Here is a 25,883-nt window from a genome sequence, read left to right as displayed (position 1 = left end):
CGCCACCCTACCGTGGCGAATTGCCAGGGCCCTTCTCCCGCTCGCGGCGGTGGATGGTGGAGACGTCGATGCCGAGCAGCTCCGCGGCCCGCGTCTTGTTGCCTCCGCAGCGAGCCACCACCCAGGCGATGTACTCGCCCTCGAGCTGCCGCAGGGACCACAGCTCCTCCTGGGCCAGGGTGAGCGGGTGGGCCTCGGGGTTCACCGAGGGTGCATGCAGCCTGAGGTCCGCCAGCTCCACCGTCTCGCGAGGCACGAGCACCACCAGCCGCTCGACCAGGTTCTCCAGCTCGCGCACGTTGCCCGGCCAGGGCATGGTGCCCAGCGCGGAGACCACCTCGGGCGACAGCGCCGTCACCTTCGAGCGGGGGTTTCGCGCGCGCGCCCGCGAGACGAAGTGCTCGACGAGCATCGGGATGTCCTCGCGCCGCTCGCGCAGGGGCGGAATCCGCAGGGTGACGACGTTGAGACGGTAGAAGAGATCCGCCCGGAAGCGGCCCTCGCGCACCCGCGTCTCCAGATCCTGGTGGGTGGCCGCGACGATGCGCACGTCCACCTTCCGGCTGGCGTCCGCGCCCACCGCCCGCACCTCTCCGTCCTCCAGCACCCGCAGCAGCTTCGCCTGGAGCTCGGAGGGCATGTCGCCGATCTCGTCCAGGAAGAGCGTGCCCTGGTCCGCCTCGACGAAGAGCCCCCGCCGAGGCGTCGTCGCCCCGGTGAAGGCCCCCTTCACGTGCCCGAAGAGCTCGCTCTCCAGCAGGGCGTGGGGCAGCGCGGTGCAGTTGACGGCCACGAAGGGCTGGGCGGCCCTGGGCCCCTCCGAGTGCAGCGCGCGCGCGACCAGCTCCTTGCCGCTGCCGCTCTCGCCCCTCAGCAGCACCGGCGCGCTCGAGTGCGCCACCGGCTCGATCAGCTCGTACAGCCCCCGCATGGCGGCGCTCCGGCCCACCAGCGCCCCCAGCCCGCCCGGCCCCGCGGCCTGACGCAGCACCCGGTTCTCCACGCGCAGCCGCCGCTCCTCCAGCGCCCGCCGCAGGTAGATGAGCACCTCCTCCAGCCGGAAGGGCTTGGTGAAGTAGTGCCAGGCTCCGCGCCGCATCGCCTCCACCGCGCTCTCGATGCCCCCGAACGCCGTCATCAGCAGCACGGGCACCTCCGGATCCACCGCGCGCACCGCCGCCAGCACGTCGAACCCGTCCACCTTCTCCATGCGCAGATCGCTCAGCACGGCGTCGAACGGGTGGGCGCGCACCAGGCGGATGGCCTCCGCGCCTCCCGTGGCGAGCTCCACCTCGTAGCCCTCGTCGGTGAGGGGGTCCCGCAGCATCCGCCCCATCTCCACGTGGTCGTCGACGACCAGGATGCGTCCCTTAGATGACATGTCGCTCCTCGGTCGCCATGGGCCCTGTCGCGGGCCAGAGCACGGTGACGCGGGTGCCTCGGCCGGGCTCGCTCTCCAGCTCCACCCGGCCCCCGTGGTTGCGCACCACGTGGGCCACCACCGTCAGGCCCAGCCCCGTCCCCTGCCCCCGCTTCTTCGTCGTGAAGAAGGGATCGAACACCTGGTTGAGGCTCTCGGGGGGAATGCCACACCCGTCATCCTCGACGGTGAGCGTCACGAACCCCCACGCCCCCGCGGACGAGCCGTCCGGCGCCGCCGCGCTCAGCCGGACGCGGCCTCCCGCGCCGCACGCATCACAGGCGTTGAGGGTCAGGTTGACGAGCACCTGCTGGAGCTGGTCCGGATCGGCGGCGATCGCGGGCAGCCCCTCGGGCAGCTCCCACTCGATGCGCACCTGACGTCGCTCGGCCTCCAGGCGGAGCAGCTCGCTCACGTCTCGAATCATCGGCCCGATGGCCACGGGGCTCACCGCCGCCGGCTGGAGCCGCGAGAAGTCGAGCAGCTGCCGGATGGTCCGGCTCACCCGATCGATCTGCTCGATGATGACGCCGACGCCGGCCGCCTGGGGGTGGGCGGCCCCCAGCTTCCCGAGCACGTACTCGGCCCGGCCCCGCACCACGCCCAGCGGCGTTCCAATCTCGTGCGCGATGCCCGCGGCGAGCACGCCCACGGTCGCGAACTTCTCGGCGCGCAGCAGCTGCGTCTCCAGGGCGCGGATGTTGCTGAGGTCCTCGACCACGAGGAGCGCCCGCACCTCCGGATCCCTCGCCTCCAGCGGCACGGCGTGGATGCTGTACTGCCCCTCCTCGCCGAAGAGCGCGAGCGGCTCGCCCAGCAGGCTGCGCACCCGGGCCTCGCGGGTGGCGGCCTCCACCAGCTCCCTCAGGCGGGTCATCACCGGCTCGGAGGCCTGGGGGAAGGCCGCCGCGAGCGGGGCTCCGACGACACTCGACGGCATCCGCGAGCGCAGGACCTGGTTCACCGCGCTGATGCGGCCCTGCTCCGTGAGCGCCAGCACCCCCGTGGGGATGTTGTCGAGGATCTTCTGCGTCTTGTCGTGCAGGTGCGCGAGCCGATCCGCGTGCCGGCGGCTCTCCCGCAGGGCCACCGCCCGGCGCTGGGCCAGGAAGACGTACACCCCGAAGGCCAGGAGGAACACCGTCACCAGCAGGGCCGCCAGCGACAGCCGCATGATGAGGCCCCGCTCGTGGGAGCGCAGCGCGATCGTGGACACCAGCGTGGCGGCGGACCAGTGGCTGCCTCCCTTGAGCGGGATGGAGGTGAAGACGGCCACCGCCTCCGCCCTCCCCATGCCCAGTCGCTCCGCCTCCTGCTCCTGGAACAACAGCGTGCCGCGCTCGCCGGCCCGCATCTTCTCCGCCAGCGAGGCATACGTGGGCACGAGCCCTGGCTCCGCCTCCAGCCGCTGGTACCAGCTCACCAGCCCCGCGTCGCTCGCCGGGCTGGCCCTTCCGTGCGCGCCGATGAGGAGCAGGCGTGCCTCGGACTCCGAGGTGATGATGCGCAGCGGGGCAAACAGGGACTGCGTGTCCACCAGGACCGCCACCGCGCCTCGGGCCCGCCCTTCCTCCGCCGGGATGGCGGTGGCCAGGATGCGCAGCCAGCCGCCCTCCCCACCACCGAGCGGGGGCGAGCTGGTGATGCTTCCCGGAGGACGCTCGAGCGCCCGGCGTGCCGTCTCCCCCAGCTCCGGGAAGAACCGCCCCTGCGCCACCACGGGGTCGGCCCGGCGATCCACCAGCCGCAGCTGCTCGACGCCCGCCGCGTCATACGCGGCGATGACCTTGTACTGGCCGATCACCTCCAGCAGCGCCCGCAGCTCGCGCCGGTGCTCCCCCGAGGTGCCTGGCTGGGAGAGCAGCTCTCCGGCGAAGAGCAGGTCCTCGCTCACATCCTCCAGCGCCTCCACGACGCCCCGCGTCGCCTCGTCGAGCTGCGCCTGGCGATCCCGGGCGAACTGCTGCACCAGCTCCGCGCGGCTGCGCTGGATGACGGCGACCACGCCCACTCCCACGCTGACCAGCGCGACGCACAGCAGCAGGATGGGGACGAGGGTGTGGCGCATGGCTTGGACCGCTCAACGCCCCGCTCGCGGGCCGCGTTCCCCCTCCTAGCAACTTGCGCACCCACACGGACGCCCGAGCGCCCTCCGCTCGCGGACTGCGCCAGCGTGGCAGGTTGCCACTGCCGCCCACGCATTTTGCCAGGGCCCGTGGGGCGGAAACCTTACAACGGCACGCAAATCGGGCTAAGTTCGGTAGGGCACCCACCTACCCGCCGTGTGCCATGGCTGACACTTCTGCTCCGCGTCCCCGCATCAACAAGCTCGTCGTCGCCTATCTGGTGGTGGTTCATGCCCTGGCGGCATCCGCGTTCTTCCTCCCGGTGCCACCGTATGCGCTGCCCATCGCACTGTGCGTGTACGTGAGCATCGGCCTGGGCACCACGGTCGGCCTGCACCGGCGCATCTGCCACCACGCCTTCGACTGCCCGCGCTGGGTGGAGTACGCGCTCGTCACCGTGGCCATGCTCACCGGCCAGGGCAGCCCCCTGCTCTGGGCGGCCACCCACCGCATCCACCACGCCCACTCGGATGCCCCGGGGGACATCCACTCGCCCCAGCGCGGCTTCTGGTACGCCCACCTGGGGTGGATCCTCGACGACGACTCCACGGGCGCGGAGGACTGGAAGACGTGGTGCCGCGACATCGTCGAGCACCGCTACTACCACTGGCTGCTGCGCTACCGGCTGGTGCCCCAGGTGGTGACGGTGGTGGTGCTGGGCTTCGTGCTGGGCTGGGAGGCGCTGCCCGCCTGCTTCTTCCTGCCCATGGTGAGCTGGATGCACAGCACCTACCTGGTCAACTCGGCCAGCCACCTGCCGAGGCTGGGAGGACGGCCCAACGCGACGCGAGACCAGAGCACCAACGTGTGGTGGGTGAGCGTGCTCGCCCTGGGTGAGGGCTGGCACAACAACCACCATGCCTACCCGGCCTCGGCGCGTCACGGCTGGACGTGGTGGCAGTGGGATCCAGGCTGGCTCTTCATCCGCCTGCTGGAGCTGCTCGGGCTGGCCTGGGACGTGCGCGTGCCCACCCGGCGCGAGGGCGAGGCCCGCGGCACGACCTGACACCCGGCAGCGGGTGCGCGAGAGCGCGAGCCGTGAGCCAGGGGCCGCCCGGTGCCCCTGGCCGATGCCTGACCCTGCATCACCCCACTATGCGTATAGCCATCATCGCCACGTACACCCACCCCACGCGTCAGCGCGTCAAAGAGCCTTCCATCATGCAGTCGGCGGTGCCCGAGCTGATTGCCGGACTCTGCCCTCCGCACGCCGAGATCGAGATCTTCAACGAGAAGGAGACGGACATCCCGCTGGATCGCCACTGGGATCTGGTCTTCTTCTCCTATCTGCACTCGTACTACGAGCACACCAAGGTGCTCTCCACGCTGTTCCGCCAGCGGGGGATGACGACGGTGGCCGGCGGGCGCCACGCGGGCCACTTCGCCGACGACGCCGCCCGGTACTTCGACGCCATCATCACCGGCGAGCCCGAGCCCAACGTGCCCGCGCTGATCCAGGACTTCGAGAAGGGCCAGCTCCAGAAGCGCTACAGCCTGCCCTCGCTCGGGGCGGCCTCCATCCAGCCGTACCGGTACGATCTCATCGACTTCAGCAGCAACAAGGTGCGGCTGCCGGGCATCGAGGCGTCGCGCGGCTGCCCCTTCACGTGCAACTTCTGCGTGCTCACCGGGCACGAGAAGTACCGCTACCGTCCCATTCCCCAGGTCATCGACGAGATCAAGACGCGCATGGTGTGGAACCCCAACTTCATGGGGCTCATGAGCAAGTCGTTCATCTTCCTGGACAACAACCTGGGCGGCTCGCCCAAGTACCTGCGGGAGCTGTGCGAGGCGCTGCTGCCGCTGAAGATGACGTGGGGCTGCGCGCTCACCTTCAACGTCCTCAAGGACGAGGCGCTGGTGAAGCTGATGGCGCGCTCCGGCTGCCGCTACATCTATACCGGCCTGGAGTCGCTCAACCCGGACTCCATCAAGGCGATGAACAAGGGCCAGAACAAGCTGTCCGAGGTGGACGCCGTCATCCAGCGCGTCTTCTCCGCCGGCATCCTGCTCTCGTTCGGATTGATCGTCGGCGCGGACGGAGACACCAACGAGTACCTGGTCAAGCTGCCGGAGTACCTGGCCGACCTGAAGTACTTCTCGGTGACGTTCCTGGGCATCGTCAGCCCGTACCCGGAGACGCCCTTCTTCCGGGAGCTGCACGCGGCGGGGCGCCTGCTGCCGGGCACCATCAGCCGGGACTATGACGGCTACACCCTGTGCCACCGCCCGAAGAACCTCCACCCCTCGGAGGTGGTGGAGCACTTCACCCGGCTGTGCAACACCCTGGGCAGCCTGCCCAACGTGGCCCGGCACTACTGGTCCAAGCTCACCATGAGCGCCATGCCGCGCTACAAGACGACGATCCTCTTCTCCGGGCCGGAGATCCTCAGCATCCGCAACCCGCTGCGCAACAAGGCGCGCCGCTACATCGCGGGCCTGGATGCCCTCGAGGACTGGGACGCCCAGCAGATGGCGAAGCTGGGGCTAGAGCCGCAGCGGCTCAGTTGAGGCGGAGGTGGAGGGAGCCAGCGCCATGGGGGAGGCGAGCAGCGGCATCATCCGCTGCACGCGGCGCAGCTCGGCCTTGGCGCCGATGGCGGTGAAGATCTCCCGGGCCCGCGCGAGCAGCTGCGAGCGGCGGTGCGGCAGGGCGACGGCCGCGTCGAAGCACGCCACGCCCAGCTCCCAGCGGTTGGGCCCCTTCTCCAGCACGGAGATGGCCTCCAGGAAGACGGGCTCGGCGGCGCCCAGGCCCTTGCGCAGCTTCAGGGCCCGCGCCGTCACCCGAAGCGAGGGCCCCTTCAGGTACGGGTAGATGCGCGACAGGGCCCGCGCCTTGAAGGTGGCAAGCCGGACGATGCGCAGGAGCTTCGCGCGCGGCACCGAGGTGGCGCCCTCCTCCAGCGCGAAGAGCGCGGCCTCCGCCGCGTCCACCAGGCCGATCTGCAGGAACGGCACGAGCACCTGGTACTTCCACAACGTCTTGAAGGCGCGCACGGCCACCTGCGCGGCCTCCTCCACCCGGTGCTCGCGCACGGAGATGTTGGCCAGGTGGTTGAGCGCCGCGCACTGGTTGGCCAGATCATCCACCTGGATGCTGATGTTCAGCCCCTTCTCCACCTCCGCGCACAGCTCGGCCACGTCGCCGTCGCCTCGCAGGTAGCGGCACATGGGCACCCAGGCGTGGGACCAGCCCTGGTGCATCAGCGCGTTGAGCTCCACGCCCAGCGCCCCCATGTCCCGGTAGTACTTCTCGGCGATCTCGAAGCGCCCGGAGGTGAAGTGGCTGGTGGCGACGATCATGGTCGCGGTCTGCACCTCCCAGCGCTCGCCCGCCGCGCGGAGCATGGCCATGGCCTCTTCCTCCAGCCTGGCGGCCCGCTCCGGATCGTTGTTGAACAGGGCGTTGATGCCCAGGCGGCTGAGCGCGATGCCCTCCGCCACCACGTCGCGCGAGCGCTTGCCGAACTCCAGCGCCCGCGTCAGGTAGCGCAGCGAGCGCTTCAGCAGCCCGGCGCCAAAGAGCATGGTGGCGTAGTAGCCGCTGGCCTGGCTCAGCCCGTAGTCCGTGCGGGAGCGCTCGGCCATGTTGAGCGACACCAGGGTGGCCCAGGTGAGCTTGGACAGATCCACGAAGTAGTAGATCTTGATCAGCGAGATGAGCGTGTTGAGCTGCTTGATGAAGAGGGCCAGCTTGTGGGCCGGCACCGGCCGGAGGATCCACGGGAAGGCCCGGCTCAGCAGGTGGATGCCCATGTTGAACGCCGTGCGCAGCACCAGCCCCGCCTGGGTCCGCGGCGGCGCGCGCCCCATGAGCTTCAGCGCGCTCTCCAGCTCCTGGATGGCGCGGCCGGTGGCGCCCTTCTCCTGGAAGGCGCGGCCCAGGCCGACGTGGATCTCCGCGCGCAGGTCCGCCGCGTCCTCCTCCGACAGGCGCTGCTCGAACATCTGGATGGCGGCGTCGTAGTTGCCGTCCTGCAGCAGCGTCTGCGCCAGCTCCAGCATCACCTGGCGCGTGTCCTCGAGCACCACGGCCCGATCCAGCGTCTCCGAGGTGGAGAGCACCTCCAGGGCCTTGTTGTAGTGGTGGATGGCTTCTTCGTTGGCGTACTGCCGCTTGGCGGCCCGCGCGGCCATCAGCGTGTACTCCAGCCCCTTCGCCTCGTCGTTCCCCGCCAGGTAGTGGTAGGCGAGGATGCCCGCCGGCTTGACGACGGTGTCGGCGGCCTTCTCCTCCAGGAAGCGCGCCAGGCGCCGGTGCAGATCCTCGCGCCCCGACACCAGCAGCGTGTTGTAGGCCACGTCGCGGATGACGATGTGCTTGAAGAGGCAGGTGTAGGGCTCCTCCATCTCCAGGAGGATCATCCCCAGGCCGGTGAGCGCCGCCATGGCCCGCTTCGCCTCGTCCAGGTCGATGCCCTCTGGCAGCAGCGCGTGCACGGCGTCCAGCGAGAAGATGCGCCCCACCACGGACGCCACCTTGACGATGAGCTTCTCCAGCTCCGGCAGCAGATCGATGCGGTTGAGCACCACGTCCTGGATGGAGTCCGGAATCCGGATGCTCTGCAGGCTGCGCCGCAGCACCCGCCCGCCCGCGGTGGACTCCTCCAGGTGCCCCTCCTCCACCAGCCCCTCCACCAGCGACTCGATGAAGAAGGGGTTGCCCTGGACCTTGGCCATCAGCATGTCTTCCAGGGCCGTGTTCGGCGGAGACAGCTTCAGGTGCAGCCGCAAGAGCTCGCGCGTGTCCTCCTCGTCGAGCTGGGACAGCTCCACCAGGCGGAAGGTGTCCAGATCGTACAGCGAGCGCAGCGCGTCCCCTGGCCGCATCGTCACCAGCAGCGTCTTGCGCAGCGGGGCGATGCGCGCGGCCACGTACTCGATCAGATCCAGCGAGATGCGGTCCGCCCAGTGCAGATCCTCGAAGAAGAGCAGCAGTGGGGTGACTTCGGAGACCCGCACCAGCAGCTGGTGGATGATGTGGAACACCTGCTGGTTCTTCTGGCGCGCGTCCAGCGAGGCGGTGAGCTCGTCCTCCACCACCGGCAGGCCCATGATGCCCGCCAGCACCGGCACCCACTCCGGCCCCACGCCTTCCAGCCCCTCGAAGACGCGGCGGATGCGCTCCAGCCGCGCCTCCGGCCCGTCCCCCTCGCGCAGCTGGAAGAGCTGCACCAGCACTTCCTTCCAGGGGAAGTACGGGGTGAACGTCTCGTACGAGTAGCAGATGCCGTACAGCGTGAAGGCGCCGTGCGCCTCGGCCAGCTCCACCAGCCGGCTGGACAGGCGCGACTTGCCGATGCCCGCCTCGCCGGAGATGACGCACACGCGCCCGGCCCCGGCGATGGACTCCTCCACCGCCTGCCGCAGCGTGTCCAGCTCCTTGCGGCGGCCGACGATCTCCCCCTGCCCCTTGATGAGCAGGCTGCGCACCTGCCGCGACTCGGTCTGCACGCGGTAGACGGGCACCACGCGCGAGACGCCCTTGAGCTTCGCGTCCTCCACGTGCAGCGTGGAGAACTCGTGGTGGACCTTCCGCTGGGTGTTCGCGTCCACCTGGACGCCGGGCTCCTTCGCGTGCGCCATCAGCCGGGCGGCGATGTTCACCACCTCGCCCAGCGCCCAGTAGCCCTTGCGCGACGGCGCCCCCATCTCGCCCCAGTACGCCGGGCCCGTGGCCACGCCGATGCGCAGATCCTCGATGAAGGGGAACATCGCCAGGCCGTGCAGCAGCTTCTTGGCGAAGTGGCAGGCCAGCAGCTCCTTGTTCTGCTGCGCGGTGGGCGCGCCGAAGACGAAGTAGAGGACGTTGCCCTTGTCCGTGAAGTCCGGCATCAGCAGCACGCCGCGGTGCGCGCTGCTCTCCTTCTGGGCGAAGGTGAAGAAGGCGTTCATCTCCCGGACGAACGCCTCCGCGTCGGCGTGGGAGTGCTGGGTGCCCACGCGCACGAAGACACAGGTGATGTCGCGGAAGTCTCCGGCGAAGCCCTGGTGCGTGGTGATGACCTTGCGCAACAGCTCCGGGTGCAGCAGCAGCGCGCACTGCCCCAGCGCCCGGGCGCCGCCCACCGGCAGCGGGCGGGGCGGCAGCGGCGTGGGGTGCACCGGGGGCAGGTAGCGCAGGAAGCCGTCACGCGCCTCGCCCTCCGCGTCGGACGCCAGCAGCGCGCGGGCCTCGCGGCTGAGGATCACCTCGCCGCCGGCCGCCTTCTTCTCCGCCGCCACCGTCTGCTCCAGCGGCTGGCCGATGAGCCCCGACTGCAGCCACTGCTCCTGCTCGCCCAGGATGATGCGGTGGCACTCACCGAAGCCCACGCCGATGCGCGAGGACAGGGTGAAGCGCTGGCCCAGCAGCTCCAGGCTGCCGAAGCGCGCCAGCTTCTTCTGCACGTGGGTGCCGCAGACCGCCGCGCGCCGCACCACGTCCGCGTCGGTCTCGCCGCGCTCCGACTCGAAGAGGGCCAGCACCGAGTCCCCGGCGAACTGGTAGATGTCCCCGCCGTAGTCCCGGATGCCCTCGATCATCTCCGTGAAGTAGCTGGACAGCAGGCGCTGGAGCGCGTCGATGCCCCGGGGGCCCGCGCCGCTCAGCGAGACGACGATGGGGGTGAAGCCGGCGATGTCGAGCAGCAGGCTGGCGCCACGCGCGGGCTCCACGGGCGGCAGGGGCGCCTCTCCCAGCTGCGCCAGCCGGCGGACGATCGCCGCCGGGACATAGGGCGCCAGTGAGGCCAGCGTCATCCGCTCGTTCACTTCCCCCCCCTGTCGCGCTGATGGGTGTGCGGGAGCATGGCTCAGGGCAGCACGGAGAAGCGAATCCAGGACGAGAAGGCGAACACCACCACCCAGACGGCGATCTCCACCGTCTCCGAGAGCGGCTGTGTCCTGCGGATGGCACCCCACAGGTGGATGAGGATCATCAGCCCCGAGACGATGGCGATGATCTCGAAGAGCAGGTGGTGGCTCTTGGGATCCGGGATGCCGTGCGCCACCGCGAAGATGAGGGTGAGCGCCGTCGCGCCCAGGCACCGCCCGAAGTACACCGTCAGATCGTTGTTCCCCTCCGGCAGCTTCCACCCGAACCACCGGGCCCAGGTGAGCGGGACCAACAGCAGCGGCAGGGCGATGACGACCAGGAACACCCCGATGCACACCACGAGGAACCAACTTGCCTGCGGGTACTCTGCACTGATCATGACTGGAACGACGCCCGGGGTATGCCGTGTCACTAGAGACACACAGCGGCGGAGTGTTCGCCACTCAGCATACCAGAACGTCCACCCGGCCGACCTGCCAGGTTTGCGCGCCCGAGGCTACCGCACCGTACCCAGCAGCCAGTCGCAGACTCGCTCCAGGGACTCCGTCCGCTCGAGCAGCTCCGGGAAACGCCGGAATTCCCGCTCGGGCCCGAAGAGCAGGGTCGGCTTGCGGTAGCGCACGGCCAGCGCGGCCTCGGAGGCAGTGCCCGGGCCGCCCGGCAGGACGACGATGGCGTGGGCCGTCAGGACGTTGAGGTGGTTGCGGCTCATGACTTCCTGGCCCTGGTTTCCGCTCAGCGGCAGGTGGGTGAAGACGGGCAGCTCCACGCTCGGGTTGGGGTAGCCGGGACGGGGCTTGTACACCCCGTCCACCAGCTCGCCCGGGACGATGCCGATGGAGACGCCCCGCCGGCCAGGCACGGCGACGAACGCCTCCGCCGCCACGCGCATGACCCCCTCTCCGGCGCCCGTGAGCAGATCGTACCCGTGCTCGGCGATCCACCGCGCCAGGGGGATCACCCACTCGCGGTACTCGTCCCGCCCGGAGCCCATCACCCCGATGACCTTTCTGCGCTGCAACATGACTCTTCCCATGTAGGGAGGCGGAGCCTCGGAATCCACCAAATCAATGCAATCTCGGTGCAAAGCCCATTTGTCGGCTCAACGGCAGCGAGCAGGCGAGCAACCTCGGCCGCCGGGCACTGAACCTTCCGCGTCCCCTACTCTCCAAAACAGGCCGGGGATTCGACACGTTCCCGGCGGGTGGGGCCGTGAGGCCGCGCCGCGGGCCTCCGCCCTCGCCAGGTAGCGCCGCGCCTTCATGTCGGAGCCGGCCCCTACGGTGGCCGAGGAAGCCGGGAGGCTCAGCGATGTTCGATGTGTGCGCGGGCTGTGAACGACGTGGCAAGGCCTATGAAATCTTTGACTGGTGCGCGCACTGCGAGCGCTCCCTCTGCCCCGGCTGCATGCTGGAGGGGTGCTGTGAGCGCATCCCGGCGCGCTCCGGCCAGGTGTCCTTCAAGCAGAGCCGGGGGCGCCTGAGCTGGCAGGCCCGGTGGCTCGGCGGCGCCACCGTGTCAGCCGAGCCCCGGCCCGCGCTCCCGGAGCACTTTGGCGGGCGCTGCTGTGCCCGGGCGAGGGCCGTGCAGTGCTCGTGCGCGTTCCACTGGAGCTGCCCCAGCCACGGCGACCGGCACCTCGGCTCGCACGACTGAGGCGGACTGCGCGGGGAGCGCGGGGGCCGAGCGCCCCCACCGTCCCCCCCGCGGGAGCTACTTCGCCGTCCGGGGGGCGATCTCCACTTCCTGGCCCGGCACGGCCATCACGGACACGGAGCTGCTGCCGCCGCCCGGACACAGGATGACGACGTCCAGCTCCTTGCCGGCATCGATGGGCGCCTTGAGCGGCGTCTTCCCCGGCAGCATCTGGCCGCCCACCTGGACGCTGCAGCCCTCGGTCTCGCCCGTGACGTTGAGCGTGCCCTTGCTGCCCTCCTGCAGGGAGCCCGCCTCGGGGATGGTCCGCGCGTCGATGCGATCGCGACGCTCCGTCCTGCCGAAGCGGTGCAGCCTGCCCTTCATGGCGGTGGAGACGAGCAGCGCGCCGGGCTTGTCGATCCGCGGCGAGGCGTCCACCCGGAGCCCGCCGATGTAGAGGTTCTCACCGGGGGCGAGGTTGACCACCTCGATGCCGCCACCGCCGCCCAGCATGCGCATGGCGAGGAAGCCACCGCCGCCCAGGACGACCAGCGCCACCAGGCCGATGACGAGCCAGTTGCGCGACGGGGCGGGCTCGGGCTCCGGCGGAGGCGTCACCGCGGGCGCAGGAGCCACGGGGACAGGGGCCGGGGCGACCGCCGGAATGGCGACGCGGGACTGCGCGGCGGGGGCCTGAACGGGCGCGGAGTTGCGCGGAACCGGCGCCGGAGAGGCCACCTGCTGGCTGGGGCGGGGAGCGGAGGCCGTGGCCACCGCAACGGCTGGAGCCGCGACCGACGGCCGCTGCCCCGTCGTGGGCCCCTGCGCCACGGCGGCCGGAGCCGCGCTGGCCTGGGGCGACGCGCCCGCGGCGGGCATGGCGCGGATGCCGGAGCGCGAGGCGGGAGACGGCGCCGTCCCACCGGCCGAGCTTCCGAGCGCGGGGCGCTGCCCCGTCTGGCTGGGGCGGGCCTGCTGTCCGGCGGCCTGCTTCACCCTCGCCTGCTCGGCGGACTCGGCCTCGGCGCTGGCGGCCTCGGCGCTGACGGCCTGGGCCGGCTGCGAGGCGGGGATGGGACGCGGGCCGCTCCCGGTGCGGGGGCTGGGGGTGGCGTTCGGGTTGGGACGAGGCCCGGAGCCCGTGCCTGGACGGGAGCCCGTCAGGTTGGGGCGTGAGCCCGAGCCGGTGCCCGCGCTGGTGGCCGAGCCCGCCAGCCGCGCCGAGGAGCGCGTGTCGGACGGAGAGGCTTCCCCGCTGATGGGGTTGACGCGCGGGTGCGAGCCGGAGCCCGGCGAGGAGGCCGCGGCGGGCGCGTACTCCACCAGCCGGTCGCCCAGCGTGTCCTTGAAGAACTGGGCCACCGCGGCCGGCGAGGAGTTGAGCCGGTGGTGCGCCATCACCGCCTCGATCTCCTCGCGCATCGCCGCCGCCGAGGGCGTGCGCCGCGCCGGATCCTTCACCAGGGCGCGGAGGATGAGGTCCGACACGTCCTGGGGGATGCTCGGCTTGAGCTGCGAGGGGACGGGCGCCGGCTCACGGACGATGGCGTTGAGCGTGGCCGCGTCGTGATCGCGGCGGAACGGCAGCTGGCCGGTGAGCAGCTCGAAGAGCACCACGCCCAGGGCGAACACGTCGTTGCGCGCGTCCAGCGGGCGGCCGGCGGCGGCCTCCGGGGAGATGTACGAGATCTTCCCCTTGAGCACGCCGGCCTGGGTGTGATCCTCGCCCTGCACCTTGGCGATGCCGAAGTCGCTCAGCTTGATGGCGCCGTCGAGCGACACGAGGATGTTGTGGGGGCTGACGTCGCGGTGCACCACCGGGTGCGCGTTGCCGGCCGGATCCACGTAGCTGTGGGCGTAGTGCAGGCCGGCGGCCGTCTCCGCGACGATGCGCAGCGCGTGCTCCATGGGCAGCGCCAGGCCCTTGCGGCGCAGCTCGTTCATGAGCCGCTTCAGGTCCGGGCCGCGCACGTACTCCATGAGGATGTACGCCACGCCCTCGGTGACGCCCACGTCGAAGGTCTGCACGACGTTGGGGTGCGTGAGACGCGCGTTCGCCCGGGCCTCGGCGAAGAGCATGTCCACGAACTCGGGATTCTCCGCGAACTGCTGGAGAATCTTCTTCATCACCAGGAACTTCTCGAAGCCCTTCACGCCCACCTGCTTGGCGAGGAAGACTTCGGCCATGCCGCCCTGGCCCAGCCGGCGGATGATCTGCAGCTTGCTGCCGCCGTGCGAGCCGCTGATGTCCGTGTTGCCCGCGTTGGGCTGGGGCTCGGCGTTGGCGGAGCCGAAGAGGAACTGCGTCCTCGAGCGGGCCTCCAGCGCCTCGATGTCCTCCAGCGGCTTGTCCGTGAGCGGGACGCGGCCGAGGAACTGCGGCAGGTTGGGGATGGAGGCCAGCCGCGAGGCGCCGCCGCAGACGACGCAGGGGCGCTCCTGCCCCTCGTTCTGCTTCAGCATCTGGAGGAAGCCGGAGGCGTACTGGCGCTGGTGGTGGAGCTGGCCGCAGTTCTGGCACTCGTACGGCAGCCACAGCGAGTGGATCTTCGCCGGCAGCGGCTTGCCGGACTTGGCCAGCGGCGAGAGCACCGCCGGCGGCACGCGGCAGAGCACCACCTGCGCGCCCTTGGCGGCCGTCTCGAGCACCTGCTCCAGCTTGAGCACGCCCTCCAGCTCCACCTTGGCCACGTGCGCGAAGTCGAACGCGACGCGCCCCTCCAGGCCCGAGGCCAGCCGGCGCACGTTGAGATCGCCCCGGATGACGCTGGCCAGGGTGATGTAGGTGATGTCCTCGTGCACCACCTTCAGGTGCGAGGGCAGGTCCAGCGGCTCGGCGGCGACGGCCAGGCGCAGGTAGCGCATCACCACCGGATCCACCGTGCCCAGGTTCTGCCGGCGCATGTAGCCGAAGAACTCGCCGGGCAGATCGGCGAACTCCAGCGGGTTGGAGCAGACCGGGCAGTTGTGCTCGGGGGCGCGGTTCTCGGAGATGACCTGCGCCTCGTCCATCAGGTTGACGGCGCGCAGCCGGTCCTCGCTGCACGTCTTGCAGGTGTACGGCGCCAGCACCGTGAGCACGCGCGTGACGCCGGCGAAGCCCTCCACCATGTTGAGCTGGTCCACCACCACCGGCGGGGCGTAGACCACGTACATGCTGATGGCGCCCTGAGGCAGCTTGGACGCGAACTCGATCCACTTGCGCACGCCGAACGAGCTGATCCGGTCGACGCAGCCGAGATCGACGATGACGATCCCCGTGAGCTCCGGGGAGGCGGACGTAAGCGGGAACGTCTCGTCGATGACGCCAGAGATGCGCACGTGGGTGATGTTGCCCACGCGGGACTGGCTGATGATTGCGTTAGAACCCTGGTTCTCCACCGGCCCTACCCTCATTCCGTACAGAAGAGCAGCGACTTGGGGAGCGCCGCGCGGCGGCGCGCATCCCCCAGATCCACCGCGCAAAGCACACGCGACTCACGCCCCTTCACCACACGCACGGCGATCAGGTCGCTGTGCTCGATCATCCTCCTCAACCCCAGCCCCGCGCCTCCGCCCGAGGAATTGACCTGGATCCGACCGCCATAGGACTCCAGCGCCCTGACGAACGGTCCCGTCGTCAACCGGCCGAACCGATCCACCGCTTCCAGATAGATGCGCGCGCCATCCACCGCGAGCCCCAGCTCGCACGCATCCTCCGCGTCCACCTCCTGCACCTCGGTGCGACGGTGGGCATACTTCGGCTGGCCCTGCGCGTCCACGGGAGCGTCGAGCAAGGCGTTGACCGCCAGCTCGTGCATCACGTCCGCGGCCAGCTGCGAGGCCGTCTTGGAGCCCCCCGCCTCCTGAGCGATCAAGGAGGCGGCGTCGGCGGCGTGCTGCACGTCCTTCAGCCGCCGGATGCTCTGGCGCGCCACGGACAGCCCCGCGGGCGTCAGGATGCCACCGTTGATGGCCGAGCCGAGGATCTGCGCCTCCCACTCCGTGGGGCCGCTCTCCGGCGCGCGCGTGGCGAGCAGCAGGGCGGGCGGATCGCGGTTGAGCAGCTCCGCGTGCGCGGGGGTGAGCCGGCCGTCGAAGAGGACCAGCCGGCGCACGGCGGCGCGCGAGGAGGCGCCCGTGTCCTCCAGGCTCGAGAACAGGGAGACCCCACCCTTGGCGAGCGTGGGGGCCACCTGCTCGAGCACCGTCGGCGCGAGCGAGGGATCCGCAATCAGCAGGAGACCCCGAGGGGTCTCCACGTGGGGGGCAGTTCTCACAGCGGCTCAGTAGTTCAGCTTGACTTCCGTGTAGACGCCCCGAGGAGGCGCCGGGAAGCCGTGGGACTCCTGGTACTTCGAGTCGAACAGGTTGGTGCCCAGCAGGGACACGGACATGCCGTCCACCACGTTCACGCCCACGCGGGCGCTGGCGGTGACGTAGCCCGGCAGCTTCACGCGCTGCACCTCGCCGGTGGACTCCACGATGTAGCCCGGATCGAAGCGCGAGCCCACGTACAGGCCGTACACCTCGGCGAAGCCCACCTTGCCCACGTTGGTGCGGGCGCGCGCGTACACGCGGTGGTGCGGGGCGTAGTCCAGCTGCGAGCCCTTGCCGCCGCCGTACGGCAGCGACTGCGCGTCCAGGTACTGGTAGGCCACGTCGAACGAGGAGTTGGCGGAGGGGATCTGCGCCGCGGCCTCGAGCTCCGCGCCCACCACGCGCGCATCGCCGATGTTCCGGAACTGCGAGGTGGAGCCGAACATGAGCTGCTGGTTGATGAAGTTGTGAGCGCGGTTGTAGAAGCCGGTGGCCGTCAGGCGCACCCGGCGCTCGAAGGGCCAGTAGTCCACCGCCACCTCGTAGGTGTCCAGCGTCTCGGCGCGCAGGTCCGAGGCGCCCAGCAGCGTGGCCGCGTACATCTGCTGGTTGATGGCCAGCTCCGCCAGCGTGGGCGCGCGGAAGGCGCGGCCGTAGTTGGTGCGCAGCGTCAGGTCATCCAGCGCGTGGAACACGATGGAGGCACGCGGCGACACCTGCCCCTTGTCCGAGTCCACCTCCCACACCTCCTGGGGGATCTGGTAGCGGTCGTAGCGGACGCCCGCGCTGAGCACCAGGCGCGTGAGCGGCCGGTACTCGGCGTCCACGAAGCCACCGAGGATGGTCTGCGTGGTGTCGTCCATGGACAGCCCCGCCAGGACGTTCTGGTTGTTGACCAGGTCGTCCTTCACGTCGCCGCCGAAGGTGATGTTGAGCTTGTCCAGCGAGAGCAGCGCGCGCACCTCACCGCCGAACCGGCGGCGCTTGCCCAGCGTGGCCTGCAGCTCGCCCGTGACTTCGTTCTTCAGGTCGATGTTGCGCCGCTTGAAGAAGGCGAAGCCCTGACCGAACACGCGCAGGTTGTCGGTCACCTGCTGATCGAACTGGGCCGAGGCGTTGAGGTTCTCCACGTGCTCGTTGTCGTCCGCGGTGTAGTGGCAGCGGCCGCAGTTGCCCACGGTGGAGATCTGCTGACCGCCCGGGCGGCCCAGGTCGGCGCTGGTGTAGTCCGCGTTCAGCGCGAAGCCCTTCACCTTCACCTTGCCGCTGACCTGGTGGACCAGCGAGTCCTCGTTGGTGTCGATGATGCCCTTCTGGTCGTTGTTGAAGAGCTGCGGGCCGTCCGAGCTGAAGCCGTAGTAGCTGGCCAGCGCCTCGACCGGACCGGCGCGGCCGGCCGCCGTGGCCTGCACGCGGTAGGTGTTGTCCTGGCCCGCCAGCACGCGCGCGTCGGCGCCCACGTCGCGGCCCTCCTTCATGAGGTCGCTCGGGTCGCGCTCGATGAGGTTGATCACGCCGCTGAAGGCGTTGGAGCCGTACAGCGAGGAGCCCGGGCCGCGGATGACTTCCACCTGCTTCAGGTTGATGAGCGGCGTCGTCTCATCCGCGTAGAACTGGCCCGTCCAGGGGTCCGTCAGCGGGCGGCCGTCCTTGAGCAGCAGCAGGCGGTTGGACAGGTAGTTGGAGCCCAGGCCGCGCGCGCTCACCGCCACCTTGCGCATGGCGCCGCGCCGGCACTCCAGGCCGGGGAAGTACTGGATGGCCTCGCAGAGGGTGAAGGCGCCGGTGCCCTCCAGCTCCTCGGCGGGGATCCACGCCACCGTCAGGGGCACGTCCGAGATGCGCTGCTGGCGCTTGCCGGCCGTCGTCACCACGGCCTCGCTCAGCAGCTTGTTCACGCCCTCCTCGATGGAGCTCTGACCCGCGAGCGGATCCTCCAGGCCGACACCCGCCATGCTGGAGGGCGGAGGCAGCGGACGCGAGCCCTCGGGGCCCGCGAAGGGAGAGGACAGCGGGACGTTGGAGCTCGACGCGGGGTCCGCGCCCAGGCCGCCGGAGGAAGGCGCCGTGGCCGTGCTCGGCGACGAGGCCGGAGCGGGCGCGGGGGCCGCGATGGGGGCCGGGGCCGGAGCCGGCTCGGGCGGAGGCGGCGTCGGCAGGGCGAGCGAGTTGCTGCTGCTGCTCGAGGAGGCGGGATCCTCCGCCGGCGGAGACACCGTCGGATCATCCGTGCTCAGCCCCTCCAGCATGGAGGGAGAGGTGGAAGAGGCCGGAGCCGGAGTGGGCGCGGGGGCGGGCGAGGAGGTCGTCGCGGAGGGCGTCGCCTTGCCCTTCTTGGGCGGCTTCTTGGCCTTGGCGGCCTTGGACTTATCAGCGGCGCTGACCGACTTCGGCTTGGTCTGGGCCTCGGCCGTGCCGGCGGCGAGACCTACGGCGAGACAGACGGCCAGGGAGATCCGCAGGTACGCGCGAGCCTCGCGGTGCCCGGAGAGAACCAAAGCCGCGACACGGCGCGGCCAACTCGTTACAGAAGAGTGCATCATTCTCACATCCGCTAGAGGAGCAGCCTTTTACGGTTCTTGAAGCCCCGATCCACCAGGAGGAGCGCAGGGCCCCCTCCTGCCAAGGGTTGGGCTCCAGCGCTCGAACTGTCAGATTCAAGTTACCCTACTGCATTGATGTGAGCCAAGTGGCGGACCAGACCCGCTCGGGAGCAGCTTGTCCCACCCGCGCCACGGCACCTGCCCCCGTGGCCTGAGACTGCCCCAGCTTCGCCCCCCGGCTCCCCCCTACCTGCCCATACCCCCACCCCTCCCCCACCTGACAGGTGGAGGAGGCGCGCCCGCCCTTTCTACCCTCCCCGGGGGGTTTCCCCAGCCCGGGCCCTGTGCTCAGCCCGACGTCAGTCGTCCGGCTGCTCGTCCGAGAGGTCCATCGCGGTGACGAAGTTGGGGAGCACGGGGTTGAGCTCTCCGGAGCTGACCAGCGCGTCCGTGTCCACCCGCAGCACCGAGGACTCGACGATCACCGGCTGGCGGCGCGGCGGGCCCTGCTGGACGAGCTTGCGGAAGTCATCGAAGTCCCGGCCCTGCGACTTCACGAAGGCGCTGAAGGGCGGCACGGCGCCCACCTTGGGCAGGCTCTCCTCCAGCTGATCGGCGCCCCGGAAGGCGACGAGCATGGCGCCGGGCACCTTCGTGCTGCGGTAGAGCACGCGCGCGTCCTTGGGGACGTGCGCCAGCGGCACCAGCGCCACCTCCGCGCTCTTGGCCTCCAGCATCTTCAGCGCGGACTCCACGTTGGGCACCGACACCATCTTGAAGTGCTTCTGGGCATCCAGATCGCCCGCGAAGACGACGTTGGAGACGAACTTCGGATCCAGGGAGCCCGAGCCCTTGGCGATGGCCAGGCGCTTGCCGGCCATGTCCTTCACGGAGCCCTTCCCGTAGGAGATGACGGCCCAGCGCTGCCAGGTGTCGCCAGAGAGCGCGGCGAAGGCCACGGGGGCGGCCTTGGAGCCCAGCTGCACGGCGGCCCACGAGTCCACCACCGCGAAGTCCAGGGTGCCGTCGGAGATGGCCTTGGAGAAGTCCTCGTAGCGGCCGAAGCTCTTGGCCGCCACGGACTGGCCCAGCGCGGTGCCCACCTCGGCCGCGAGCTTCTCGGCGAAGTTGAAGCGCTCCTGGCCGTCCGCCAGGGTGGTGGGCAGGAACACGCCCAGGGTGGTCTTCTTCTCGGCCCACGCGGCGGGTGCCCAGGCACACACCAGCGCGAGCCCGATCAACGTCAGGCGAGCGATCTTCATGGAGTGGTCTCCGAGGCGGTGGCCTCGTTGGGGTTCGCGTCGGCGGCGGCGCCGCTCATGCCGTAGATGGACACCAGGCGGTCCTCCCACTCGCGCACGGTGGCCATGCGCGGGCCCCCGCTCGAGGAGAGGTAGCGGCGGTAGGACTCCACGGCCTCGGGGATGTCGTTGCGGCGCTCCTGGGCGTCGATGCCCAGGTTGAGCGTGGCGGTGGACACCGAGCTCTCCAGCCTGCGCCAGGTGGCCACGGCGTCGGCGGCCTTGCCCTTGCGGTACTCCACGCAGGCCAGGTTGTGCTGGAGCACGGCGTTGTCCGGCTCGGAGGCGAGCACCGCCTTGAAGGCCTTCTCCGCCAGCTTGAAGTTGCCCGAGGCGTACGCGCGCTCACCCTCGAGGCGGTTGAGCGCCTGGGTGAGGGAGGCGATCCACCTGGCCTGCCAGGGCGAGGGCTTCTTCGCCGCGGCGGCGAGCACCTTGCGCGCCTGGGGCACCTGCTCCTTGCGGTAGGACAGGTAGGCCTCGGTGAGGGCGCGCGTGTTGGCGCTGGCCCAGCGCGGGGCCGGGGTGAGGCTGCGCTTGAGGGCGGCGCTGGCGTCGCCGAAGCGCTTCTCCTCGGCGAAGACGAGCGCGCGGGTGAAGGCGGCCAGCTTCGCCAGATCCGGCTGCTTGTTGAGCGGGAACTTCTCGGCCAGCTCCACGTCCTTCTGCGCGGCCGCGGCGTCACCCTTCTCCAGGCTGGAGAGCGAGCGGCGCAGGAGCATGAGCGGCAGGTTGGCCTGGGCCAGCTCGCGCGCGACCTTCGAGGGGCCGGGCTCGGACAGCCGCTGCACGGCCTCGTCCACGCGATCCAGCTCCACCTGCGCGAGCGCCGCGCCCACGGACACGTCCGCCAGCTCGCCGGGCTCCTCCGTCAGCTTCGCGGCCTGCTCGAAGGACTCGAGCGACTTCTGGGCATCCCCCGCCCCGTGCCGGGCGTAGCCGAGCAGCCAGTGCTCGCGCCAGGTGGCGCCCGGCAGCGTCACGCCCTGCTCCAGCACGGCGCGCGCCCCGGCGAAGTCGCGCTTCTCCAGCAGCGCCGCCCCGAGCCTGCGGGCCATGGCCGCGCTGCGCTCGAGATCGTACGCGCGGCGCAGGTCTCTCACGGCGTCATCCAGCCGGTTGCCCTCGGCGCGGCCGCGGGCGCGGTGGGCCAGCGCGCGGGCCAGCCACTTGGAGGCGGTGGGGTTGCCGGGCTCCACGGAGAGGGCGTTGGTGTAGTCCTCGACGGCCTGATCCCACTGGCCGGTGGCGAAGTGGTCCGCGCCCAGCAGGTTGTAGCCCAGGGCCAGCCGGGGGGCGAGCTCCACCACGCGCCGGTGCACCTCCACCGCGCGCTGGAAGCGGCCGGCGCGGCGGTTCACCGAGCCGAGCGAGGCCCACAGATCCAGGTTGTTGCCGCCGGCCTGCGCCGCGGACTCGAGGTAGCGGATGGCCTCCTCGTTGCGGCCCTGGGCCTGGAGCGCCTTGCCCACGGAGATCTGCGCCGGCACCAGGTTGGGCACCTGCTGGAGCACCTTGCGGTACTCGGCCTCCGCCTCCGCGGGCTTCTTCTGCGCCAGGCGCACGTCGCCCAGCAGCAGCAGCGCGTTCACCGTGCCGCCCAGCTTCACCAGGGCCACGGCCTGCGTCTCCGCGCCGGCCACGTCGCCGGCCTTGAGCAGCATGCGCCCCAGGCGCTCCTTCGGCTCGGCCGCCTGCGGGAAGCGGCCCACCAGGCCCTGCACCAGCGCCTGGGCCTCCTTCTCCTTGCCCTCCATCTCCAGCACGGCCGCCATCCCCATCTGCACGGTGACGGACTCGGGCCGGCCCGACTGCGCCCGCTGGAACGAGGCGCGCGCGGAGGCCGCGTCCCGACGGATCAGGTGGGCCTTGCCGATGAGCTCGTGGATCTGGAAGTCGTTGCCCGCGAGCTTCTCCGGGCGCTGCGCCAGGTAGCGCTGGAACTTGGCGATGGCCACGTCTCCGCGCTGCTCATAGAGGTAGTAGGTGCCCAGGTAGTAGTTGACGATGAGGTAGTCGATCTTGTCCGCGGTGGACACCTGCTCCAGCAGCGGCACGGCCTCCACGAAGCGGCGCAGCTTGAAGTAGGCCACGCCCAGTGGATAGGCCACCGCCACCTCGGTGGGGTTGGCGGTCATCACCGGCTGCAGCTTGTCCACCACCTGGGCGAAGGCCTGCAGGGCGTTGCCCACGGTGCCCAGGCCCACGGCGGCCGGCACCGAGCTGGGGTCCGTGGCGAGCGCCTGCTCATAGAGGCCGAGCGCCTTGCGGTACTTCTCCTCGGCCTCCTTCTTGTTGCCGGCGGTGACGGCGGCGCTGGCGGCGACCTGGGCGGCATCGCCCTCCTGCACCATGCGCTGGGACTCGGTGAGCGGCGGCGGCCGGTACTGCGCGAGGGCCGCCGTGCCAGCGAGGACGTGAACGAGGGCGAGCGCCGCGGCGAGGCGGCGCACCGGTGGGGTTCGAGAGAGGCGACTCATGGGGTTCTGGGGCTAGGAGGCAGGACTGAACTCGGCGACGACGACGGTGATGTCATCGCGCTGGGGTTGGCCGGCGCTGAAGGAGCGCACGTCCGCCAGGATGGCGTCGCGCAGGCCCTCGGCGGAGAGCTGGGAGTTGGCCTGCACCGCGGCGCTCAGGCGCTGGGTGCCGTAGAGCTTGCCGGCCGCGTCGCGGGACTCGGTGAGACCGTCCGAGTACCAGACGACGATGTCGCCCGGGCGCAGCTGCGCCTGGCGCGAGGAGTACTGCGACGTCACCGAGGCGCCCAGCAGCGGGCCGCGCGCCGGCAGCGAGGCGAACTGCCCGGACAGCCGGTTGTAGACGGCCGCCGCCGGGTGGCCTCCGGCCGCGTAGTCGATGAAGCCCGTCTGCGTGTCGATCACCGCCAGCGCGCTGGACATCTGGTACTCGCCGCGGCCCAGGTGGGCCAGGGTGATGTTGAGCGCGCTGATGAGCACCTGCGAGTTGAGCTGATCCGGCTCGCGCATCGTCATGGCCGAGGCGAAGCCGCTGGTCGCGCTGGTGGCCACCAGCGCCGTGGACAGGCCGTGGCCGGTGACGTCGCCGATGCCGATGGCCACGCGCTGCTCGTCCAGCGGAGCGCGGAACCACCAGTCACCGCCGCACGCGTCCGCCGTGACGACGACGCCGGCGATGCGCAGCGGGCCCACCTGGAGCGCCTCGCGGCCCGGAGACAGCGTCTCCTGGACGGTGCGCGCCAGGGACATCTCCCGCTCCAGCTGCGCCTTGACGCGCACGTCCTCGAGCAGGACCTTGATGCGCTCGGCCATGTGGTTGAACACCACGCCCAGGGTGCGCACCTCGCGCCCGGCGCCCGCGGCGTGGCCGGTGCTGCGCGCGTTGAGATCTCCGGCGGCCAGCTGCATCACCTTGCGGGTGAGCACGCCGAGCGGGCGGGTGATGCGGCGGCTCTGGAAGGCCACCAGCACGGCGGCCAGCAGCACGAAGCCACCGCCCAGGCCCACGGTGCGCAGCGTGGTGTTGCGCAGCGTCTCGTCCCGGGCCTCCTCCAGCTCGTGGAGCTGCTTCTGCAGCGACTCCAGCGAGTAGCTGATGACGATGAGCCCCTTGCCGCTCTGCGAGCCGTAGTCGAGCGGCTCGTGGAACTCGAAGACGGGCTGGCCCTGGAACGAGGCGCTGGCCCAGCCGCGCTCCGCCTTGCGGCCCGAGGCGGTGCCCAGCTTCGCGTCCTTGTCCGAGTCGGCCACCAGCAGGCCCTCGGCGTCGAACATCTGCACGCGCAGGATGTTCTTGTTGTCCTCGATGATGGAGCGCGCCACCTCGGTGAGGAACCCGTAGTTGTTGTCGCGCAGCGAGGTGGCGGAGGTGAGCGCCAGGGTGTGGCTCACCGTCTGACCGAGCTCGCGGGCCTGGTTCTGCAGCCGCTCGGTGAAGCTGGCCGCGGTCTCCTCGAACTGGGAGGTGGTGGAGATGAAGGACGTCACCGCCAGCAGGCTCACGATGACGATCACCAGCGCGCCGGTGGTCAGCAGCAGCAGCTGGTCCAGCCGCATGCCGCGAATGGAGGCCACGTCCGGCAGCTCGCCGGCCTCGAGCGGCGCGACGATGGTGCCCGTCATCTCTCCAGCGACGGGAGCGGCCACCGTGGTGCTGGTGAACTGGACGGTGTGATGGGTCCCCGTCGGCTCCACGGGGCGAGGACCGACTCCGGTCCCCTCCGGGCCACGAGGGATCGCGGTCTGCGAGGCGTCTTCAGACACGGGGCTGAGGCGCGAGTTCGGCTTGGACAAGGGCACACCTGGGCTGCGGGCCGCGCCAGACAGGCACGGGCTGACGTGAGGAGCGGCGGGACTTTAGCGTACTTCCATGGGAGTGCGAGCCCCCGGCCCCCCCTCCTGCGGCCAACCACCGCCCCGATTAGGATGAACATACCTGCTCTGCCATGGCGCTGCGATTCCGGGTGGCCGGGTTTCCCGTCCAGGTCCACCCCCTCTTCTTCCTGACGGCTCTGGCGACCGGATTGACCGGGTGGAACAACCCTGCCCGCCTGGTCGTGTGGTTCTGTGTCGTCTTCATCTCCGTGCTCATCCACGAGCTGGGGCACGCGCTGGCGTTCCGCCACTTCGGGCACGCGTCGAGCATCTCGCTGCACGGGCTGGGGGGAACCACCCGGAGCGAGAGCGGCAGGCCCCTCACCCACCGCCAGGACCTATGGATCTCCCTGGCGGGGCCCGTCGCCGGCTTCCTGCTGGGAGGGCTCGTGCTGGCGATCGCTCACTTCACGCCCGTGGGGCAGGCAGGCGGGCTGGTGCGCACCGCGGTGCGGTCGCTGCTCTGGGCGAACTTCGGCTGGGGGGTGTTCAACCTGCTCCCCCTGCTCCCCCTGGATGGGGGCCACGTGCTGGCGGCCATCGTCCGTGAGCGGGGCGGGCCGCGCTACGAGTGGCTCATCTATGCCATCTCCCTGGTGACGGCCGTCTGTGGCCTGGTGCTCGCCATCATCTGGAGGGAGCTCTGGCTGGGCCTGCTGGCGCTCGTGCTCGGAGGGATGAACGTGAGCGGGTTCGCGCGGGCCTGGATCGAGCGCAAGTACATCCAGAAGATCCGCGCCGCCTCGCAGCGCCTGCGGCCCGCCCACGAGGCAGGGCAGGCCTCGCCGGGGGTGGAGCGATTCCTCTCGGAGCTGCGCCGGCCCACGGGCAGGCCGCGGGCCGAGCGACTCGAGCCGCCCCCGAAGCCCCGCGAGCCACCGCCTGAGCGCCCCGCCTCACCGCCAGCGCGGCGCACGGAGTCCGGGCGCGCCAGCGTCCGCGAGGAGGACCTGCCCGAGCTGCCCCATGACTCGCGGTTCGTGGGCGAGCTGCTCCTGGGCAACGGCCTGCCGGAGCTGGCCATCCGCCCGCTGCGGGCCGCCTTCGAGCAGGCGCCCTCGGCGCCAGCGGGCCACGCCCTCATCACCGCGCTGCTGGAGGCCCGGCGCTACGCGGACATCACCGGCCTGCTCGCCACCGCCGCCCAGGCGCACCTGGGGGACGAGACGCTCGCGCTGATCGCCACACGCGCCGACAGTTCGCATCAGCCCGCACTCGCCGAGCGTGCGCGCGAGCTGCGCCAGGGCCGCGCCCGCTCCCAGCCCCTGCCCGCACGCGGGACGCATGACTCCGAGAAGCCCGGCTGATTGCCGCACCGCGCCACGCCCGGTGCATTTCCAGACTGGCGGACATCCGCGCGCGAAGCACCCTTGAGTGCACC

Annotated in this window: 15 protein-coding genes; 4 read left to right on the top strand and 11 right to left on the bottom strand. The window is 70.8% G+C overall.

Annotated elements, in window-relative coordinates:
• Positions 1-7: 7 nt before the first annotated feature.
• Complete coding sequence (locus KY572_RS42930; RefSeq protein ID WP_224249575.1) at positions 8-1,381, bottom strand: sigma-54-dependent transcriptional regulator; 1,374 nt, start codon at positions 1,379-1,381, stop codon at positions 8-10.
• Complete coding sequence (locus KY572_RS42925) at positions 1,371-3,488, bottom strand: two-component system sensor histidine kinase NtrB (RefSeq protein WP_224249574.1); 2,118 nt, start codon at positions 3,486-3,488, stop codon at positions 1,371-1,373. The genes KY572_RS42930 and KY572_RS42925 overlap by 11 nt, the downstream gene beginning before the upstream one ends.
• A gap of 221 nt (positions 3,489-3,709) precedes the next feature.
• Between KY572_RS42925 and KY572_RS42920 the strand changes: the two genes are divergently transcribed.
• A complete protein-coding gene (locus tag KY572_RS42920; protein ID WP_224249573.1) occupies positions 3,710-4,552 on the top strand; it encodes an acyl-CoA desaturase in 843 nt (280 codons plus the stop codon).
• Between the two features lie 89 nt (positions 4,553-4,641).
• Positions 4,642-6,057 (top strand): B12-binding domain-containing radical SAM protein, encoded by a 1,416-nt coding sequence (locus KY572_RS42915; RefSeq protein WP_224249572.1) that lies wholly within the window; start codon positions 4,642-4,644, stop codon positions 6,055-6,057.
• On the opposite strand, the gene KY572_RS42910 is transcribed toward KY572_RS42915, so the two are convergent.
• From KY572_RS42910 to KY572_RS42900, 3 genes are all read right to left on the bottom strand, one after another.
• Positions 6,034-10,302, bottom strand: a complete 4,269-nt coding sequence (locus KY572_RS42910) for an AAA family ATPase (protein ID WP_224249571.1) — start codon at positions 10,300-10,302, stop codon at positions 6,034-6,036. The two genes, KY572_RS42915 and KY572_RS42910, sit on opposite strands and share 24 nt — an antisense overlap.
• Before the next feature lie 41 nt (positions 10,303-10,343).
• Positions 10,344-10,745: a hypothetical protein gene (locus tag KY572_RS42905; RefSeq protein WP_224249570.1), complete on the bottom strand. Its 402-nt coding sequence runs from the start codon at positions 10,743-10,745 to the stop codon at positions 10,344-10,346.
• A 117-nt stretch (positions 10,746-10,862) separates the two neighbouring features.
• Positions 10,863-11,390 carry an SLOG cluster 4 domain-containing protein gene (locus tag KY572_RS42900; protein WP_224249569.1) on the bottom strand — a complete coding sequence of 176 codons (528 nt, stop codon included), beginning with the start codon at positions 11,388-11,390 and terminating at the stop codon, positions 10,863-10,865.
• A 287-nt stretch (positions 11,391-11,677) separates the two neighbouring features.
• Between KY572_RS42900 and KY572_RS42895 the strand changes: the two genes are divergently transcribed.
• Positions 11,678-12,022 carry a hypothetical protein gene (locus KY572_RS42895; RefSeq protein WP_224249568.1) on the top strand — a complete coding sequence of 115 codons (345 nt, stop codon included), beginning with the start codon at positions 11,678-11,680 and terminating at the stop codon, positions 12,020-12,022.
• 57 nt (positions 12,023-12,079) lie between these two features.
• Here KY572_RS42895 and KY572_RS42890 read toward each other — a convergent pair whose 3' ends face one another.
• The 6 genes from KY572_RS42890 to KY572_RS42865 form a co-directional block, all read right to left on the bottom strand.
• A complete protein-coding gene (locus KY572_RS42890) occupies positions 12,080-15,385 on the bottom strand; it encodes a serine/threonine-protein kinase (protein WP_224249567.1) in 3,306 nt (1,101 codons plus the stop codon).
• 11 nt (positions 15,386-15,396) lie between these two features.
• Positions 15,397-16,245 (bottom strand): hypothetical protein, encoded by an 849-nt coding sequence (locus KY572_RS42885; protein WP_224249566.1) that lies wholly within the window; start codon positions 16,243-16,245, stop codon positions 15,397-15,399.
• 24 nt (positions 16,246-16,269) lie between these two features.
• Positions 16,270-18,843 (bottom strand): TonB-dependent receptor plug domain-containing protein, encoded by a 2,574-nt coding sequence (locus KY572_RS42880; protein ID WP_224249622.1) that lies wholly within the window; start codon positions 18,841-18,843, stop codon positions 16,270-16,272.
• 362 nt (positions 18,844-19,205) lie between these two features.
• A complete protein-coding gene (locus KY572_RS42875) occupies positions 19,206-20,108 on the bottom strand; it encodes a PhnD/SsuA/transferrin family substrate-binding protein (protein ID WP_224249565.1) in 903 nt (300 codons plus the stop codon).
• Positions 20,105-22,627 (bottom strand): tetratricopeptide repeat protein, encoded by a 2,523-nt coding sequence (locus tag KY572_RS42870; RefSeq protein ID WP_224249564.1) that lies wholly within the window; start codon positions 22,625-22,627, stop codon positions 20,105-20,107. Before KY572_RS42870 ends, KY572_RS42875 begins: the two co-directional genes overlap by 4 nt.
• Before the next feature lie 12 nt (positions 22,628-22,639).
• Positions 22,640-24,421, bottom strand: a complete 1,782-nt coding sequence (locus tag KY572_RS42865; RefSeq protein ID WP_224249563.1) for a SpoIIE family protein phosphatase — start codon at positions 24,419-24,421, stop codon at positions 22,640-22,642.
• Between the two features lie 152 nt (positions 24,422-24,573).
• Here KY572_RS42865 and KY572_RS42860 point away from each other — a divergent pair, with 152 nt between their 5' ends.
• Positions 24,574-25,809 (top strand): metalloprotease, encoded by a 1,236-nt coding sequence (locus KY572_RS42860; RefSeq protein WP_224249562.1) that lies wholly within the window; start codon positions 24,574-24,576, stop codon positions 25,807-25,809.
• Positions 25,810-25,883 lie beyond the last annotated feature (74 nt).

The sequence above is a fragment of the Hyalangium gracile genome, from assembly GCF_020103725.1.
In the GTDB taxonomy this organism is placed as follows: domain Bacteria; phylum Myxococcota; class Myxococcia; order Myxococcales; family Myxococcaceae; genus Hyalangium; species Hyalangium gracile.
The sequence above is the reverse complement of the archived record's forward strand: the minus strand, read 5'-3'. Positions and strand labels throughout refer to the sequence as shown.

Coding starts and splice junctions, on each gene's coding strand:
- KY572_RS42915 (WP_224249572.1), top strand. CDS start 4,642: ATGCGTATAGCCATCATCGCCACGTACACCCACCCCACGCGTCAGCGC.
- KY572_RS42930 (WP_224249575.1), bottom strand. CDS start 1,381: ATGTCATCTAAGGGACGCATCCTGGTCGTCGACGACCACGTGGAGATG.
- KY572_RS42900 (WP_224249569.1), bottom strand. CDS start 11,390: ATGTTGCAGCGCAGAAAGGTCATCGGGGTGATGGGCTCCGGGCGGGAC.
- KY572_RS42860 (WP_224249562.1), top strand. CDS start 24,574: ATGGCGCTGCGATTCCGGGTGGCCGGGTTTCCCGTCCAGGTCCACCCC.
- KY572_RS42875 (WP_224249565.1), bottom strand. CDS start 20,108: ATGAAGATCGCTCGCCTGACGTTGATCGGGCTCGCGCTGGTGTGTGCC.
- KY572_RS42870 (WP_224249564.1), bottom strand. CDS start 22,627: ATGAGTCGCCTCTCTCGAACCCCACCGGTGCGCCGCCTCGCCGCGGCG.
- KY572_RS42925 (WP_224249574.1), bottom strand. CDS start 3,488: ATGCGCCACACCCTCGTCCCCATCCTGCTGCTGTGCGTCGCGCTGGTC.
- KY572_RS42880 (WP_224249622.1), bottom strand. CDS start 18,843: ATGCACTCTTCTGTAACGAGTTGGCCGCGCCGTGTCGCGGCTTTGGTT.
- KY572_RS42905 (WP_224249570.1), bottom strand. CDS start 10,745: ATGATCAGTGCAGAGTACCCGCAGGCAAGTTGGTTCCTCGTGGTGTGC.
- KY572_RS42920 (WP_224249573.1), top strand. CDS start 3,710: ATGGCTGACACTTCTGCTCCGCGTCCCCGCATCAACAAGCTCGTCGTC.
- KY572_RS42895 (WP_224249568.1), top strand. CDS start 11,678: ATGTTCGATGTGTGCGCGGGCTGTGAACGACGTGGCAAGGCCTATGAA.